Genomic DNA, 15,328 nt, shown 5'->3' on the forward strand with positions numbered 1-15,328 from the left:
ACGGGGACTTCGGACCAATCACCGACGGTAGAGTCCGAGAATTCCAACGGCGCACCAAAATCACCGTTGACGGCCTGGTCGGGCCACAAACCTGGGGATCTCTGTTTCACGATCCAGCTTTGCAGCAGGGTTCTCAGGGCCCAGCAGTGATGCGGCTTCAGCGGCTCCTCAACGAGCGCACTCCGGATTTGGCTCCGATCGCAGTCGACGGGGACTTCGGACCAATCACCGACGGTAGAGTCCGAGAATTCCAACGGCGCACCAAAATCACCGTTGACGGCCTGGTCGGGCCACAAACCTGGGAAGCGCTTACACGGCAGGACGGTACGCTGTGAGAGCCAATCCGACATGGCAGCCGAGTCGTCGTGGGGCACCGGGCGGCCAATCACTGAGAGCCACAAGCGGCAGAGCCTGTGCCCCTGGGTGGGTGAACCATACGAAGGGCTCACCGTCTCCCGCAGAACAACGTAGGGAGTTCTTTCCAACCCCGCGTGCTAGCTGGGCAGTTGGCCTGACAGGCGAATGAAGCCCCTGGTAGATGGGTTTTCGACCAAGAGAACCGTCTCCACCAGAGGCTTCGCATGCTTGTCTACCCGTCCGGCACCGACGTGTCCAGCTCTGCCCTGCGCTTCCTTGCCGCCCGCCCGAGGGAACACCGCCGCGCTCTCGGAACCAGGTGGCAGCGCCTGAACGACGGCCGACAGGCTCTGCTCACCCTCGCCCACCTGCGCAACGGCCAGCCCTACGCCCAGCTCGCGGCCGGATTCGGGATCGGCACCACCACCGCCTACCGATACATCACCGAGGCCGTCAACCTCCTGGCCGCCCTCGCCCCCACCCTCACCGAGGCCGTACGAGCGGCGTCGACGAAGGCGTACGTGGTCCTGGACGGGACGCTCTTGCCCATCGACCGGATCGCCGCCGATCGCCCGTTCTACTCGGGCAAACACAAGAAGCACGGCATGAACGTGCAGGTCATAGCCGATCCGAAGGGGCATCTGATGTGGACTTCACCGGCCTTGGCGGGCGCCGTCCACGACGTCCGGGCCGCGCGCGAGCACGGCATCATCGAGGCACTCGCCGAGGCCGGCGTCCTCTGCTGGGCGGACAAGGGCTACCAGGGTGCAGGCGGCACGGTCCGTCTGCCTTACCGCGGCCGATGGGACAGCCTCTCCACCGGCCAGCAGGCCGTCAATCGCTCCCACGCGAAGATCCGCGCACTGGTCGAGCAAGCCATCGCCACCCTCAAGTCCTGGCGCCTCCTCCGCAAACTCGGCTGCTCAACGACCCGGATCACGAGCCTCGTCCAAGCCGTCCTGGTCCTCCACCTCGCCGCCACGGGCTGAAATCAACCCGCAGCATTCACCAGATCCGTCAATTCGGCCTCGGTCATCCCAGCCGCACGAACGTCGAAGGTGTAGCCCTCATCGCAAAACACCAGGTCAAGGCTCATGGGTGCCAGACTGCGGAAGACGATCGCCAACCCTCGCGTCTTCCTCCCAGACGTCCATGTACAGGCAGGTACCGTCCTCGTGTAGATACGCCTCACCCGGGCCGTTCTCCGTCTCAATCTCCCATGTGAGGCTGCGCACTTCGCTGCGGTGCATCGAGTCGACCTCGGCCTCAGGCCACCGGGCACGGATCGCGTCTGTCCGAGCATCCCGATCGACGCACCATCCGCCCGCATTGCCCTCGACCACCACCACGAACGTCATAGCCAGGGTCTACCAGATGTCCGTGACACAGCGCCGATCGGCTGCCGCCTGAAGTTGGAATGGGCTCAATGAGGACCTGAAAGCGTCCCCGGCTCTTCGGCCGGCAGCTCGTCGGCTCATCGGCCGTCCAGGTGAGCCCCAGGCCCCGGCTCAGCTGCCCAGGGAGGTGAGACCTCTAACCTCGATCTTTCTTGATGGTCCGCCGACGGAGTCGGCGGACCATCTTGTTGCGGTGGCGGAGGCTGGGCAGGCTGAGGGCCCGAGTGTCGTCTCGGGGTGGCGCCGGGTTCCACTGCTCCGGGTGGTGAGTTGTTGTCGTAGGGGCGGGGAATTCGCTGGTCAGCCGGGGTTCGGCAGGAGTGCGAGCTGCTCGAGAGCTGTGGTGATGTGGCTGGTCCAGGGCCAGTGCCGGGCCAGGCGGAGGATCCGCCTGCGGCCGGTGGTCACGAGCTGTCCCGCTGTGGTGAAGAGCCGGAATCGCAGGCGGCGGGGCTCCCCCAGGCGGACCTTGCCGGTCAGTGCGAGCATCGGCATCCAGGCCAGCAGGTCGAGAGCGATCTGCACGATCTCGAGCCAGATCTGGTTCTGGGTGGTGCGGTGCAGGGGCAGGTTGCGCAGGCCGGTGGCTCGGGCGGCCCGGCTGCGGTCCTCGGCCCGGGCCCGCAGCCGATGGCGAAGCTCGAGTTCAGCGATCGGCTGGCCCGGCGTGTTGGTGGCGAAGCAGGTCAGCCGCATGCCGTCCGCGTCCGTGAGCCGCAACTGGGCTCCAGGATGCGGCCGTTCCTTGCGGACGATCAGCCGCATCCCCTTGGGCCAGCTGTCCAGGACGTCACCGGTGAGTTCGGCGACCCAGGCTCCGTCACGGATCTCTCCGTCGGCCTCGACGGCCGCTGTCCAGGCGCCTTGAGAACGTGCTGGTGGATCGCCTCGGTGATCACCATGCCGACCGAGTAGGACAGCCACCGTCCCCGCTGGGCGAGCCAGGCGACGAAGTCGTGGGTGCAGTTTCGGGGGTCGCCCGATCCGGCGACGGGGGGCCACATGGTCGTCGATGAACACGTACAGTGCCGCGAGAAGGGCGTCCAGGCTGGTAGTCACACACGAGCCAACGGGCGCCCTTCGCCATGGTCGCGGCCAGCACAAACATCGGACTCATTCATCTAGGCGGGAGCGGAGCGGGGCGGCCGCCCCGTCGTCCAGGAGGGGCGGGGCGGCGTCCGCCACGCATCGGCGCCGACGCCCGCAGCCCCGGCTGCTCGCACGCCTCGGCGAACGCGAACAGCACCTCGTCGGAGTCGGTCACCCCGGCCGGCAGCATCACGTCGTTCAGACCCCACCCGGTGTACCAGGGGACGGTCCCGTCGAACCGCCAGCCGTCGCCCTGCCGGCGGACCCGCACCGGGCGGCGCGGATACGACCGCAGGTGCGCGTACGTCACTCCGGACAGCAGCCCCCCACGGGAGAGCGGGCCCGACAGCCGCTCTCGGACGGGGAGTCCGCTCCGTGCCAGGGTCTGCACCGGCGTGTGGTGCTGGGTCTGTACGAACCAGGTCGCGCAGCACACCCGGCGAGGATCTCCGCGGTCACCCCTGGTCGACCCGCTCGGCCTCGGGGGCGAGCAGGTCCGTGGCGAGCCGGCGGGCGCAACCCCTGCCCGGGCGACGGGAGGCCGCGCACCCGGTCGAGTGACCCTCGTCACGCCTCGGTGTCCCAGGAATGAACTTGAGGACATGAAAGGTTGGTATTTGCATCTGACCTGTCAGCAGCCTCGGGCCGACGGCCCGTGCACCCCAGCGAGGCACCCGTGAACCACTCCCTGTCCGAGCAGCCCGCCGACGTCGTCGCCCGGCTGCGCGCCACCTTCGCCGCCGGCCGCACCAAGCCCGTCGAATGGCGCACCGGCCAGCTGCGCCGGCTCCGCGCGCTGCTCACCGAACGCGGCGCCGACCTCGCCGCGGCCCTCCACGCCGACCTCGGCAAGAGCAGCACCGAGGCCTACCGCACCGAGATCGACTTCACCGTCCGCGAGATCGACCACACCCTGGAGCACCTGGCGGACTGGCTGCGCCCCGAGCCCGCGCCCGTCCCGGCGCACCTCGGCGCCGACGCCACGGCCTGGACGCAGTACGACCCGCTGGGCGTCGTCCTCGTCATCGCGCCCTGGAACTACCCGGCGCAGCTGCTGCTCGCCCCCATGGTCGGCGCGCTGGCCTCCGGCAACGCGGTCGTCGCCAAGCCGAGCGAGCTGGCCCCCGCCACCTCGGCCGCGCTGGCCGAGCTGATCCCGGCCTACCTGGACACGGACGCGGTCGCCGTCGTCGAGGGTGGTGTCCCGGAGACCACGGCCCTGCTGGCCGAGCGCTTCGACCACATCTTCTACACCGGCAACGGCACCGTCGGCCGTATCGTCATGCGGGCCGCCGCCGAGCACCTCACCCCGGTCACCCTCGAACTGGGCGGAAAGTCCCCGGTGTTCGTGGACCACGGCACCGATCTGGACGTGGTCGCGGACCGGCTGGCCCGCGGCAAGTTCCTCAACGCCGGCCAGACCTGCGTCGCCCCCGACTACGTCCTGACCGACCCGGAGACGGCGCCGGCCCTGGAGGCCGCGCTGGTCCGTGCGGTCGAGGGCCTGTTCGGCAGCGAGCCGGCACACTCGCCGGAGTACGGCCGGATCGTCAACGAGCGGCATTTCGACCGACTGTCCGCCCTGCTCGACTCGGGGCGCGTCGCCGTCGGCGGTGTCGGCGACCGGGCGACGAAGTACCTCGCGCCCACCGTCCTCGCGGACGTCGACCCGGCCTCGCCCGTCATGCAGGAGGAGATCTTCGGTCCGATCCTGCCGATCGTCACCGTGCCCGGCCTGGACGAGGCGATCGACTTCATCAACGAGCGCGACAAGCCCCTCGCGCTGTACGTCTTCAGCGAGTCCGAAGAGATCCGTGCGCGCATCGCCGCCGAGACCTCCTCCGGCGGCCTCGGTCACGGCCTGCCCCTGGCCCATCTCACCGTCTCCGACCTGCCGTTCGGCGGGGTGGGGGAGAGCGGCATGGGCAACTACCACGGCCGCTACTCCATCGAGACCTTCAGCCACCGCAAGGCGGTCCTGGCGAAGCCGCTGAGCTGACGCTTCCGCGACCCTCCCGGGCCCGGCCGCCGACGCGGCCGGGCCCAACTCGTACGCCCCGGCACGGAGTTCGCCGACACAACCGGTGTCCGATTGACTGGTCTACACCCTTGACTGGTACAGACCAAGACGGTTGAGTGGGCCCAACCCCCCACCACGGCCGTTCCCGGCCTTCCCGGGTACGGCCGTGCCGCACAGAGGAGTTGGTCCGTGTTGAAGCACCGCATCGCCGCACTCCTGACCTCGCTCGCCCTGGGAACCTCCGCCCTGGTGCTCCAGGCTGCCCCCACGGCCAGTGCCGCCGGCTTCGTGGTCAGCGAGGCCCAGTTCAACCAGATGTTCCCGAACCGGAATTCCTTCTACACCTACAGCGGCCTGACCGCCGCCCTCGGCGCCTACCCCGGCTTCGCGAACTCCGGCAGCGACACCGTCAAGAAGCAGGAGGCCGCCGCCTTCCTCGCCAACGTCAGCCACGAGACCGGCGGTCTGGTGTACGTGGTCGAGCAGAACACCGCCAACTACCCGCACTACTGCGACTGGAGCCGGCCGTACGGCTGTCCGGCGGGGCAGGCCGCGTACTACGGGCGCGGCCCCATCCAGCTCTCCTGGAACTTCAACTACAAGACCGCCGGAGACGCGCTCGGCATCGACCTGCTCAACAATCCGAACCTCGTGCAGAACAACGCGTCCGTCGCCTGGAAGACCGGCCTGTGGTACTGGAACACCCAGACCGGACCCGGCACGATGACCCCGCACAACGCCATGGTGAACGGCGCCGGCTTCGGCCAGACCATACGCAGCATCAACGGCTCCCTGGAATGCGACGGCAAGAACCCCGCGCAGGTGCAGAGCCGCGTCTCCGCCTACCAGCGCTTCGCCCAGATCCTCGGGGTCTCACCCGGCGCCAACCTGTACTGCTGACACCGCCCGGCGGCCGGGCCTCGTGTGCGACACTCCACCGATGACCGCACAAACGATCACCGCGGACGCCTCCGGCACCTGGAAGCTCGGCGACCTGCCCGTCCACCGCATCGGCCTCGGCGCGATGCGGCTGACGGGCAGCGCCGCCTTCCACCACGGCACCCCGAGCGACCGGGAACGCTCACTCGCGGTGCTGCGCAAGGCCGTTGAACTGGGCGTCAACCACATCGACACGGCGGCCTTCTACTTCTCGTCGCTGCGTTCCGCCAACGAACTCATCAACACCGCGCTGTCCCCGTACGGCGACGACCTGGTCATCGCCACCAAGGTCGGCCCCTACCGCGACCATGACGGAGAGTGGGGCACCTCCGCCCGGCCCGACCAGCTGCGCGGGCATGTCGAGGAGAACCTGCGCCAGCTCGGGCGCGACCATCTCGACCTCGTCTACCTCCGCCGGACGCGCCAGGACTCCATCGCCGAACACTTCGGCGCACTCGCCGAGTTGCGTGAGGCGGGGCTCGTCCGGCACCTCGGGATCTCCAGTGTCGAACCCCGGCACCTCGCCGAGGCCCTGGAGATCGCGCCGGTCGTGAGCGTGCAGAACCGGTACGCCGTGGACCGCCCCGACCCCGCCGATGACGAGGTCCTGCGGCTGTGCGGCGAGCACGGCATCGCCTTCGTCCCCTTCTACGCCGTGGCCGGAGCGGCCGGGGAGCACGGCGCGACCACCGCTCACGACGACGCGGTGCTCTCCGTCGCCCGGGCCCACGGCGTCAGCCCCGCGCAGGTCCGCATCGCCTGGACGCTGCACCAGGGACCGCACGTCCTCGCCATTCCCGGCACCGGCGACCCCGAGCACCTGGCCGAGAACGTCGCCGCGGGCGCGCTGCGGCTCACGGACGAGGAGCTGGCGCGGCTGGGCGCGGCCCGTGACCAGGTGAACGGAGGCCGATGACCAGCAGGGCTGTGCCCGCCCCCGCCGCGTACGGCCGCGCGACCGTGGAGCGGGACCCCGGCTGACTGCGATCGTGTAGACGAGACGGGCCCGGACACCGGACCAGGACGGGGTGAGGAACCTTCCCATGACCGACGCCAAGGACGAACGCCGGCCGGCCGGCGAACTCGAAGCGAGCGTCATGGCCGTCCTCTGGGCCGCCGACGCGCCCCGTACACCCGGCCAGGTCCAGCAGAGCCTCGGCGTGGACCTCGCCCGTACGACGGTGACCACGATCCTCACCCGGCTGCACCAGAAGGGGGTCGTCGACCGGCAACGCCAGGGCCGCGGCTACGCCTACTCTCCGGCGCCGGACGTCCAGGACGCCCACGGTCTCACCGCCCGTCGGATGCACAGCGAACTGGACCGGGACAGCGACCGCCCCACGGTGCTCGCCCGCTTCGTCGCCCAGCTCAGCCCGGACGACGTACGCACCTTGCGGCACCTGCTGGCATCCGACGGCCGATGACCGTACGGCTGCTGCTCCTGCTTCCAGTTCTGCTCCCGTGCGCCCTGCCGGCCCCGGCCCCGGCCCCGGCCCGCAGGGCCCTGGCGCGGCCGGCCCCGGTCACCGCGCGGTGATCCGTCACCGGGCGCGCGGTGTTCCTCGCCGGCTGCTCGCTCGCCGCGCTCGGCGAACTGGTCCACCCCCTGCGCACCGCGTCCGACCTCTACGTCGTCCCGGCCGCCGTCGCCTCGGCCGGCGCCCTGGCCGGCTCCGGCTGGACCCTGATCCGCTCGGCACTGCGGCAGAGCCGCGCCTTCCCGGTGGCCAGGGCCGAAGCCGCGCGCGGGTCCGGCGCCGGTGACCTGTGCGTGGCGGACTCGCCCCACCCCGACGCCTACGCCAGGCATGTCGCGCACCTGGCTGCGGAGTCCGCAGAGGCCCGTGGCTGCTTCCCGCGTGTGGTCGCGGACGCCACGGGCGGACGCCACGGATTTCCCTGACGGGGACATGCCTCCGGCTCTGCCCCGGTTCGCGCGTCCCCGGAGTCCCTGACGGCAGCGCTGTCCCGGCGCGCCAGGCGTGGCTGTGGGCACGGAGACCCCGCCTGGCGGGGAACGACGCGAAATCCCCGGCGGGGCATGTCCCCGCTCAGCCACGGGTCGCGGCGGCCGCACAGGCCCTGCTGGGAGCGCCTCTCCCGGCCGCCGTGCGTGGCTGTGGACACGGAGACGCCCCCTGGCGGGGAGCGCCTCCCGAGCGCGCTGTGCTCGGCTGAGGACACCCCGCCACCCCGCCTCCCGGCCTCGCCGCCCACCGCAGTCCCGGCCCCGCCGCACCCCGCAGTCCCCGCTCCCGCGAGCGTCCCTCGCCACCCCGCCCCGCACCGTCCCGCCCGCGTCCGATGACGCGCGTAGACCCAGACTGGCGTCTGCTGGGTTTTACGTATAACCTCACCGGCTAACCAAGCCCACCGGAAGGTCGCCATGCGCCGCGTCGCCCTGGTTGCCCTCGTCGTCCACGACTACGACGAGGCCATCCGCTTCTACACCGAGGCCCTCGGGTTCCGTCTCGTCGAGGACGCCCCGCGGGCCGACGGCTCGCGCTGGGTCGTGGTCGAGCCCGGCGGCGACGGCGCCGGGACCGGACTGCTCCTGGCGCGGGCCAAGGACGCGGACCAGCGGGCCCGGGTCGGCGACCAGACCGGCGGGCGGGTCGGCTTCTTCCTGCACACCGACGACTTCGCCCGCGACCACGCCCGGATGACCGCAGCCGGCGTGACCTTCCTGGAGGAGCCGCGCCACGAGCCGTACGGCACGGTCGCCGTCTTCCAGGACCTGTACGGCAACCGCTGGGACCTGCTCCAGCCCGCCGGCCACTGATCCACCACCGCACCACCTGCCCGAGGACCTGAGGAAACGAAACGCCCATGACCGCGTCCCGCATCGACACCGAGACCCTCCGCCGGCTCCCCAAGGCCGTCCTGCACGACCACCTCGACGGCGGCCTGCGCCCCGCCACCGTCGTCGAACTCGCGGACGCGGTCGGCCACACCCTCCCCACCACCGACCCCGACGAGCTGGCCGCCTGGTACTTCGAGGCCGCCAACTCCGGCGACCTGGTCCGCTACATCGCCACCTTCGAGCACACCCTCGCCGTCATGCAGACCCGCGAGGGTCTGCTGCGCACCGCCGAGGAGTACGTCCTCGACCTCGCCGCCGACGGCGTCGTCTACGCCGAGGTCCGCTACGCCCCCGAGCTGAACACCAACGGCGGGCTGACGATGCGCGAGGTCGTGGAGACCGTCCAGGAGGGTCTCGCCGCCGGCATGGCCAAGGCGGCCGCCGCCGGCACCCCCGTCCGCGTCGGCACCCTGCTGTGCGGCATGCGGATGTTCGACCGGGTCCGCGAGGCCGCCGACCTGGCCGTGGCCTACCGTGACGCCGGTGTCGTCGGCTTCGACATCGCCGGCGCCGAGGACGGCTTCCCGCCCGCCGACCACCTGGCCGCCTTCGAGCACCTGCGCCGCGAGAACGTGCCCTTCACCATCCACGCCGGTGAGGCGCACGGCCTGCCCAGCATCCACCAGGCCCTCCAGGTGTGCGGCGCCCAGCGCATCGGCCACGGTGTGCGCCTCACCGAGGACATCCCCGACCTCGCGGCCGGAAAGCTCGGCCGGCTCGCCTCCTGGGTGCGGGACCGCCGTATCGCCCTGGAGATGTGCCCCACCTCCAACCTCCAGACGGGCTGCGCCACCTCCATCGCCGAGCACCCGATCACCGCCCTGAAGGACCTCGGCTTCCGGGTCACCCTCAACACCGACAACCGGCTCGTCTCGGGGACGACGATGACCCGGGAGATGTCCCTGCTGGTCGAGGAGGCCGGCTGGACGATCGAGGACCTGCGCACGGTCACGGTGAACGCCGTCAAGAGCGCGTTCATCCCGTTCGACGAGCGCAAGGCCCTCATCGAGGACGTGGTCCTGCCGGGGTACCAGAACGCCCTCTAGACGAGCCCCCTGAGGTAGGCGGCCTGTCCGACGTGCTGAAGGTCGTCGGACAGGACGCTCACCAGACGGACGCCGAGCGACACCGGGGGGTCCCACCGCTCGTCCACGATGCGTTCCAGATCCTTGGCGGCCAGCGTGCGCAGGGCGCCGAGGGTCTGCTCGTGCACGGCGTCGTAGTACCCGGTCAGCAGGTCGGCTGATTCCACCCGGACCTTCGCGACCTTGGCCGGGGTGTGTCCGTAACCCGTGTCGTGCCGGGGCAGGCCGAGGCCGAACCGCTTCTCCCAGCCCTGGGAGAGCCACACCTGGTCGAGATCGAAGGCGTCCGCGATGTGGTCGTCCTGCACCCGCGTGAGGTGCCAGACCAGCCAGGCGACGGAGTTGGCGTCGGGGGACGGGCGGTGGTGCAGCTGGTCCGGGCCGAGGCCGTCGAGGGCGGCATGGACTTCTTCCTGGATGCGGCCGTAGCCGTCGATGAGGATGTCCTTGGCATGCATACCGTCCACCATCGCAAACCACCGTCGCCCACGCGTCCGGAACGCCGTCGCCCACGCGTCCGGACCCGGTTCACCGCACCCCGTCCGAGGACGCGGCCGGCACCCCCGTCTCGAGCAGCGTGACCAGCGCTCGCGCGGCCGGACTCGTGGCCCGCTCCGGCGGCAGCAGGGCGACCGTCTCGTACTCCGCCTCGCCCACGCCCTTCAGCGGGAGCGCCGCGAGCGCCGGCCGCTTGTGCCGGAAGTGACGGGGTACGACGGCGATCCCCAGGTTCTCGTCCACCAGGTCCAGCAGACTGTGCACGTCGTTGACCTCCAGCGCGACCGTGCGCCGGACGCCGGCCGCGGCGAACGCGGCGTCGGTGGTGCGGCGCGGACCCCAGTCGGGATGGAAGTCCACGAAGACCTCCCCGGCGAGGTCGTCCGGGCCGAGCACGGCCGGGGCGGAGGCCAGGCGGTGGCTCGGATGGCACAGCACCGTCATCGGCTCGCTGGTCAGCGACACCGAGCGCAGCTGGTCGGTGTCGGCCTGGGTGCGGTAGGCGAACGCCAGGTCGAGCCGCCCGGCCGCGACCTCCTCCGCCAGGGCGCCCGAACCGGCCTGCCGCAGCCGGATCTCCACATCCGGGTGCCGGCCGCGGAAGGCCGCCAGCAGCCGGGCCACCTGCACCCCGGCGATGCACTGCTCGGTGCCGAGGGCCAGCGTGCCCCGCAGTACGCCCTGCACCGCGGCCACCGCCTCGTGCGCCGAGCGCACCTGCGCCAGGATCCGCTCGGCCTCCACCAGCAGCGCCCGCCCCGCCTCGGTGAGCGTCACCCTCCGCGTGGTCCGCACGAACAACGGCGCCCGCAGCTCCCGCTCCAGCGCCCGGATGGACGCCGACAGGCCCGACTGGGACACCATCAGGCGTTCGGCGGCCCGGGTGAAGTGCTGGTCCTCGGCGACCGCGACGAAGTGCTGGAGGTGGCGCAGTTCCATGATTGAGAAGCCTAGCCGCTGAATTTCATCGGATTCTCCTGTTGGACCGCTGTCCGCTGCCCGGGGAAGAGTGGCACCGGTAGATCGTGTGCCAACCCCTCTGGAGTCGCGTTGTACACCGCACACCCCGACCGCTACGCCGACATGCCCTACCGGCGCACCGGACGCAGCGGACTGAAGCTCCCCGCCCTGTCGCTCGGCCTGTGGCACAACTTCGGGCCCGACCGGCCCGTCGAGACCCAGCGGGCCATCCTGCGCCGCGCGTTCGACCTCGGCGTCACCCACTTCGACCTCGCGAACAACTACGGCCCGCCGCCCGGCGCCGCCGAGTCCGCCCTCGGCGAGGCGCTGAAGGCGGACTTCGCCGGCTACCGCGACGAGCTGGTGATCTCCACCAAGGCCGGCTATCTGATGTGGCCCGGCCCGTACGGCGAGTGGGGTTCGCGCAAGTACCTGCTGTCCTCGCTCGACCAGAGCCTCACGCGGGTGGGCCTGGAGTACGTCGACATCTTCTACTCCCACCGGTTCGACCCGGACACTCCCCTGGAGGAGACGATGGGCGCCCTGCACACCGCGGTGCAGCAGGGCAAGGCCCTCTACGTCGGCGTCTCCAACTACTCGGCCGAGCAGACCCGCGAGGCCGCCCGCATCCTCGGCGAGCTGGGCACCCCGCTCCTCGTCCACCAGCCGCGCTACTCGATGCTCGACCGGCGCCCCGAGGACGAGGGCCTGCTCGACACCCTGGACGAACTCCAGGTCGGCTCGATCGTCTACTCCCCGCTGGAGCAGGGCCTGCTCACCGGCCGCTACCTCGACGGCATCCCCGAGGACTCCCGGGCCGCGAGCGAGAGCCCGTTCCTGAACTCGGACGCGGTCACCGAGGACCTGGTCGCCCGGCTGCGCGCGCTCGACGAGATCGCCAAGTCCCGCGGCCAGACGCTCGCCCAGCTCGCCCTGGCCTGGGTGCTGCGCGGCGGCCGGGTGACCTCCGCCCTGGTCGGCGCGAGCAGTGCCCGGCAGATCGAGGACAGCGTCGCGGCCGTCCGCAACCTGGACTTCGACACCGAGGAACTGGCGCGGATCGACGCGATCGTCAGGCCGTAGCACCGGGCGGGCGACCCGGGGGAGGGCTACGACCACAGCCCCCGGGTGGCGCGCGCGGCGGAACTCGTCGGCGGGCGGTGCCGTCAGGCGCCCGCCGGCACCCGGTCCAGGAAGCCCAGGACCTGCCGGATGCGTCCCTCGGCGTCCAGTGTGATCACGTCGAACCCTGCGACCGGCGCCGAACCGTCGGCCTCGTTCACCAGTTCCCAGCCGAAGCGCGCGGTGTCGTGGTGGCCGTCGACCGCGCCGAGCGGGCGGAACACGAAGCCCGGGAACTGCTCGTGGGCCGCCGCGATCACGGCCGCGATCCGCTCGTGGCCGCGGACGTCCGTGAGGGGGTCGGTGTAGCCGCCGTCCGGGGCCCACGCGGCGGCGACGGCCTTCGCGATGGCCTCCGGCCCGGTGGCGTTCCAGGCCTCGAAGTAACGGGCGGCGGCGTTCTCGTGACGGTCGGTGCGCACGGCCATGGTGAAGCTCCTCCAACGAGGTCGTCTTTGCTGGTCAGGGCTCGGATCGGGGTTCGCCGACCCGGTGTGACCATCCTGCGGGAGGGGTCGTGGGCGGGTCGATTACCTCAAAGGTCATGCGCGGGGCGCCGTACGGACGCATCGTTTCGGCCAGAACGGGCGCGGAATATGCCAAGAGACTGGCCGGAAAGTCATGGTGACAGTGGTTCAGTAGTGAACATACTCGACTGTACGGACTTCACTTCCCGCGAGGTTCCGATCACGCACCGCACATGATCCGCACCGAAAGCGAGGCCGTTCCGCAGGGGAACGACGCGACGGGGGAGTGCGCATGCACGACGAGTTCCTGTGCCATGTCACCGCGTACGGCATCTGCGGCGGACAGCGCATCGGAGTACCCCTCGGGACCTACCGCGCGCCCACCCTGGCCCTCGCCCTGTGGTGGCTGCGCGACCGCGCGAACTGGATCGCCGACCGCCTCGACCCGCGGCCCGAGGCCGGGCACCTTCCGGCCGGCTCGCTCGTCCCGGTCGCCGACACCGTGCCCGACGTGCCCGCCGTGCTGCGCGCCTGGTGCGGCGACCCCGGCCGGCAGGAACAGGTCGCCGACGAGCTGGCCGCGGGCAGGCTGGTGCGGATCGCGACCGGCGACGACACCACCGAGTACGAGCTGCTCGCGGAGTCCGTCGACGCGCTGCGCATGCAGCGGACCGTCCCGGGTCTCGTCGTACCCGTCGCCTGACCGGCCGCCCCCGCTCGCCCTCGCCTTCCCCGCACGGGGCGCACATCTGGACGAATCGATAGAATTCCGGCATGGCTGAGTGGCCGGTCCGCCCGACTGGGCCCGCACTCGTCCCGGCGACCGAGACGGGCTCCGCGCTGATCCCTGACGCGGAAGCGGGCAGGCGATGAAGACCCCCGGATTCCGGGCCACGCACGTCGTCCCGCCGCACGGTCTGCCCGCCTGGGAGGCCCCGGACCCGGCGCGGCCCACGGTGCCCCTGGACCCGCTGCTGCCGGTCCAGCTCGTGGAGCGGCGCGGCGACTGGGGGTACATCCGCTGCGCCAACGGCTGGGCCGCCTGGGTCGACGGCCGGCTCCTCGTCGCCGTACCCGACGACCCGCCCGCCGCCGGCGAACCCGAGGCCACCGCCGATCCGCGCCCCCTGCTGGCCCGGGTCGAGCAGGCGCTCGCCGACTACCGGGCCGCCGTGGAGGACCTGGCTGCCGGCGGCCTGGACGGCGAGGCCTTCGAGACCCGCACCGAGGGCCTGCGGATCGGGCTCGTCGTCGACGGCGCGTCCATGTGGCTGTACGACGCGCAGGAGGAGCGGTGGGTGTACGGCGACGGACGGCGGCTGAGCACCTACGCCACCGACGCCTCGGTCACCGGCGAGGACGACCCCGGCCACGCCCCCGCCGGGCCGGCACCCGAGGGTGAGCGGTGATGTCGAGCGAGACCAGCCTGTTCGCCGGACGCCCCTCGGAGCTGATCGGCCGGCAGGTGGCGAGCTACCTGATCGAGAGCGAGGTCGGCCGCGGCGGCATGGCGGTCGTCTACCGCGCCCGCGACCTGCGCCTGGACCGTACCGTCGCGCTGAAACTGCTCGCTCCGGAACTGGCCCGCAACGACACCTTCCGCAAGCGTTTCACCCACGAGTCCCAGGTGGCCGCGGCGATCGACCACCCGCACATCGTGCCCGTCTTCGAGGCCGGCGAGACCGACGGGGTGCTGTACATCGCCATGCGGTACGTCTCCGGCAGCGACCTGCGCCATCTCCTCGACGTGCGCGGCCCGCTGCCGCTGCCGGACGCGGTGCGCATCGCCACCCAGGTGGCCTCCGCCCTGGACGCCGCGCACGAGCACGGCCTGGTCCACCGGGACGTCAAGCCCGGCAACATCCTGGTCGCCGAGGGCACCGACAGCGACCACCCGGAGTACGTGTACCTGACCGACTTCGGGCTCACCAAGAAGTCGCTCTCGCTGACCGGGTTCACCAGCGTCGGCCAGTTCGTCGGCACCCTCGACTACGTCGCCCCCGAGCAGATATCCGGCCGCCCGGTCGACGGCCGCTGCGACGTCTACGGCCTCTCCTGCGTGGTCTACGAGACCCTCACCGGTCGCCCGCCGTTCCAGCGGGACGACGACATGGCCCTGCTGTGGGCCCACCAGTACGACGAGCCGCCCGCGCCGAGCGTGGTCCGTCCCGGTCTCCCCCCGGCGGTCGACTCGGTGTTCACCCGGGCCCTGGCCAAGAGCCCGGACGCCCGTCACGACACCTGCCTGGACTTCGTCGCCGCCCTCCGCGAGGCCGCGACCGCCGCGCCCGCGGACGGCCGCGCGGATCAGGGACCGGGCCCGGCGCAGCCCCCCGAGCCCGCTCCCCGGCCCCCGCACTGGGCCGAACCGGTGCTGGGCGCAGGCCCGGACCAGGGGCCGCCCGCCGGGCGGGCCCTCGGCTTGCGAGCCGCCGGGTAGTCCGGCACACAATGGTGTCAGTGTGCAGCCAAATGCACCAAAAAGGGTTTAACGGATTTATCTGAGAGAGCCGCGCATCGCGACGGGAAGT

Annotated in this window: 17 protein-coding genes and 3 pseudogenes; 13 read left to right on the forward strand and 7 right to left on the reverse strand. The window is 71.4% G+C overall.

Annotated features, from left to right (window positions below; translation table 11 throughout):
• Window positions 1-17 precede the first annotated feature (17 nt).
• Window positions 18-335: a peptidoglycan-binding domain-containing protein gene (locus ACZ4U1_RS16270; RefSeq protein ID WP_467904179.1), complete on the forward strand. Its 318-nt coding sequence runs from the start codon at window positions 18-20 to the stop codon at window positions 333-335.
• Window positions 336-581: 246 nt separating this feature from the next.
• Entirely contained in the window at window positions 582-1,346 is a 765-nt protein-coding gene (locus ACZ4U1_RS16275) for an IS5 family transposase (RefSeq protein WP_467903714.1), read from the forward strand.
• A 96-nt stretch (window positions 1,347-1,442) separates the two neighbouring features.
• Here ACZ4U1_RS16275 and ACZ4U1_RS16280 read toward each other — a convergent pair whose 3' ends face one another.
• The 4 genes and pseudogenes from ACZ4U1_RS16280 to ACZ4U1_RS16295 form a co-directional block, all read right to left on the reverse strand.
• Window positions 1,443-1,715: a hypothetical protein gene (locus ACZ4U1_RS16280; RefSeq protein WP_467903716.1), complete on the reverse strand. Its 273-nt coding sequence runs from the start codon at window positions 1,713-1,715 to the stop codon at window positions 1,443-1,445.
• 339 nt (window positions 1,716-2,054) lie between these two features.
• A pseudogene (locus tag ACZ4U1_RS16285) lies at window positions 2,055-2,731 on the reverse strand (transposase); the annotation flags it as partial.
• Window positions 2,718-2,813 (reverse strand): annotated as a pseudogene (locus ACZ4U1_RS16290) (IS982 family transposase); the annotation flags it as partial. The pseudogenes ACZ4U1_RS16285 and ACZ4U1_RS16290, both read right to left, overlap by 14 nt.
• Before the next feature lie 124 nt (window positions 2,814-2,937).
• Window positions 2,938-3,299, reverse strand: a pseudogene (locus ACZ4U1_RS16295) (acyl-CoA dehydrogenase); the annotation flags it as partial.
• Window positions 3,300-3,519: 220 nt separating this feature from the next.
• On the opposite strand from ACZ4U1_RS16295, the gene ACZ4U1_RS16300 reads away from it, so the two are divergent.
• From ACZ4U1_RS16300 to ACZ4U1_RS16330, 7 genes are all read left to right on the forward strand, one after another.
• On the forward strand, window positions 3,520-4,842 hold the full coding sequence (locus ACZ4U1_RS16300; protein ID WP_467903717.1) for an aldehyde dehydrogenase family protein: 1,323 nt from the start codon (window positions 3,520-3,522) through the stop codon (window positions 4,840-4,842).
• Between the two features lie 252 nt (window positions 4,843-5,094).
• On the forward strand, window positions 5,095-5,763 hold the full coding sequence (locus ACZ4U1_RS16305; protein WP_467904181.1) for a chitinase: 669 nt from the start codon (window positions 5,095-5,097) through the stop codon (window positions 5,761-5,763).
• A 40-nt stretch (window positions 5,764-5,803) separates the two neighbouring features.
• Window positions 5,804-6,718: an aldo/keto reductase gene (locus ACZ4U1_RS16310; RefSeq protein WP_467903719.1), complete on the forward strand. Its 915-nt coding sequence runs from the start codon at window positions 5,804-5,806 to the stop codon at window positions 6,716-6,718.
• A 127-nt stretch (window positions 6,719-6,845) separates the two neighbouring features.
• Window positions 6,846-7,226, forward strand: a complete 381-nt coding sequence (locus ACZ4U1_RS16315; RefSeq protein ID WP_467903721.1) for a BlaI/MecI/CopY family transcriptional regulator — start codon at window positions 6,846-6,848, stop codon at window positions 7,224-7,226.
• A gap of 131 nt (window positions 7,227-7,357) precedes the next feature.
• Window positions 7,358-7,705 carry a hypothetical protein gene (locus ACZ4U1_RS16320; RefSeq protein ID WP_467903723.1) on the forward strand — a complete coding sequence of 116 codons (348 nt, stop codon included), beginning with the start codon at window positions 7,358-7,360 and terminating at the stop codon, window positions 7,703-7,705.
• 483 nt (window positions 7,706-8,188) lie between these two features.
• Window positions 8,189-8,584: a VOC family protein gene (locus tag ACZ4U1_RS16325; RefSeq protein WP_467903725.1), complete on the forward strand. Its 396-nt coding sequence runs from the start codon at window positions 8,189-8,191 to the stop codon at window positions 8,582-8,584.
• A 47-nt stretch (window positions 8,585-8,631) separates the two neighbouring features.
• Window positions 8,632-9,711 (forward strand): adenosine deaminase, encoded by a 1,080-nt coding sequence (locus tag ACZ4U1_RS16330; protein WP_467903727.1) that lies wholly within the window; start codon window positions 8,632-8,634, stop codon window positions 9,709-9,711.
• Here ACZ4U1_RS16330 and ACZ4U1_RS16335 read toward each other — a convergent pair.
• A complete protein-coding gene (locus tag ACZ4U1_RS16335) occupies window positions 9,708-10,208 on the reverse strand; it encodes a mycothiol transferase (protein ID WP_467904182.1) in 501 nt (166 codons plus the stop codon). The genes ACZ4U1_RS16330 and ACZ4U1_RS16335 overlap by 4 nt on opposite strands.
• A 70-nt stretch (window positions 10,209-10,278) precedes the next feature.
• A complete protein-coding gene (locus ACZ4U1_RS16340; RefSeq protein WP_467903729.1) occupies window positions 10,279-11,187 on the reverse strand; it encodes a LysR family transcriptional regulator in 909 nt (302 codons plus the stop codon).
• A 111-nt stretch (window positions 11,188-11,298) separates the two neighbouring features.
• Between ACZ4U1_RS16340 and mgrA the strand changes: the two genes are divergently transcribed.
• Window positions 11,299-12,291: an L-glyceraldehyde 3-phosphate reductase gene (mgrA, locus tag ACZ4U1_RS16345; protein ID WP_467903731.1), complete on the forward strand. Its 993-nt coding sequence runs from the start codon at window positions 11,299-11,301 to the stop codon at window positions 12,289-12,291.
• 83 nt (window positions 12,292-12,374) lie between these two features.
• Here mgrA and ACZ4U1_RS16350 read toward each other — a convergent pair whose 3' ends face one another.
• Window positions 12,375-12,758, reverse strand: coding sequence for a nuclear transport factor 2 family protein (locus tag ACZ4U1_RS16350; RefSeq protein WP_467903732.1), 384 nt, complete (start codon window positions 12,756-12,758; stop codon window positions 12,375-12,377).
• Between the two features lie 331 nt (window positions 12,759-13,089).
• Here ACZ4U1_RS16350 and ACZ4U1_RS16355 point away from each other — a divergent pair, with 331 nt between their 5' ends.
• The 3 genes from ACZ4U1_RS16355 (at window position 13,090) to ACZ4U1_RS16365 (ending at window position 15,237) form a co-directional block, all read left to right on the forward strand.
• Window positions 13,090-13,500 (forward strand): hypothetical protein, encoded by a 411-nt coding sequence (locus ACZ4U1_RS16355; protein ID WP_467903733.1) that lies wholly within the window; start codon window positions 13,090-13,092, stop codon window positions 13,498-13,500.
• A 166-nt stretch (window positions 13,501-13,666) separates the two neighbouring features.
• On the forward strand, window positions 13,667-14,206 hold the full coding sequence (locus tag ACZ4U1_RS16360) for a hypothetical protein (protein WP_467903735.1): 540 nt from the start codon (window positions 13,667-13,669) through the stop codon (window positions 14,204-14,206).
• Window positions 14,206-15,237: a serine/threonine-protein kinase gene (locus ACZ4U1_RS16365; protein ID WP_467903737.1), complete on the forward strand. Its 1,032-nt coding sequence runs from the start codon at window positions 14,206-14,208 to the stop codon at window positions 15,235-15,237. The genes ACZ4U1_RS16360 and ACZ4U1_RS16365 overlap by 1 nt, the downstream gene beginning before the upstream one ends.
• Window positions 15,238-15,328: the final 91 nt, after the last annotated feature.

This window comes from Streptomyces sp. NPDC028928, from assembly GCF_055564915.1.

Coding starts and splice junctions, on each gene's coding strand:
- ACZ4U1_RS16275 (WP_467903714.1), top strand. CDS start 582: ATGCTTGTCTACCCGTCCGGCACCGACGTGTCCAGCTCTGCCCTGCGC.
- ACZ4U1_RS16280 (WP_467903716.1), bottom strand. CDS start 1,715: ATGACGTTCGTGGTGGTGGTCGAGGGCAATGCGGGCGGATGGTGCGTC.
- ACZ4U1_RS16310 (WP_467903719.1), top strand. CDS start 5,804: ATGACCGCACAAACGATCACCGCGGACGCCTCCGGCACCTGGAAGCTC.
- ACZ4U1_RS16315 (WP_467903721.1), top strand. CDS start 6,846: ATGACCGACGCCAAGGACGAACGCCGGCCGGCCGGCGAACTCGAAGCG.
- ACZ4U1_RS16325 (WP_467903725.1), top strand. CDS start 8,189: ATGCGCCGCGTCGCCCTGGTTGCCCTCGTCGTCCACGACTACGACGAG.
- ACZ4U1_RS16330 (WP_467903727.1), top strand. CDS start 8,632: ATGACCGCGTCCCGCATCGACACCGAGACCCTCCGCCGGCTCCCCAAG.
- ACZ4U1_RS16335 (WP_467904182.1), bottom strand. CDS start 10,208: ATGCATGCCAAGGACATCCTCATCGACGGCTACGGCCGCATCCAGGAA.
- ACZ4U1_RS16340 (WP_467903729.1), bottom strand. CDS start 11,187: ATGGAACTGCGCCACCTCCAGCACTTCGTCGCGGTCGCCGAGGACCAG.
- ACZ4U1_RS16350 (WP_467903732.1), bottom strand. CDS start 12,758: ATGGCCGTGCGCACCGACCGTCACGAGAACGCCGCCGCCCGTTACTTC.
- ACZ4U1_RS16355 (WP_467903733.1), top strand. CDS start 13,090: ATGCACGACGAGTTCCTGTGCCATGTCACCGCGTACGGCATCTGCGGC.
- ACZ4U1_RS16360 (WP_467903735.1), top strand. CDS start 13,667: ATGAAGACCCCCGGATTCCGGGCCACGCACGTCGTCCCGCCGCACGGT.
- ACZ4U1_RS16365 (WP_467903737.1), top strand. CDS start 14,206: ATGTCGAGCGAGACCAGCCTGTTCGCCGGACGCCCCTCGGAGCTGATC.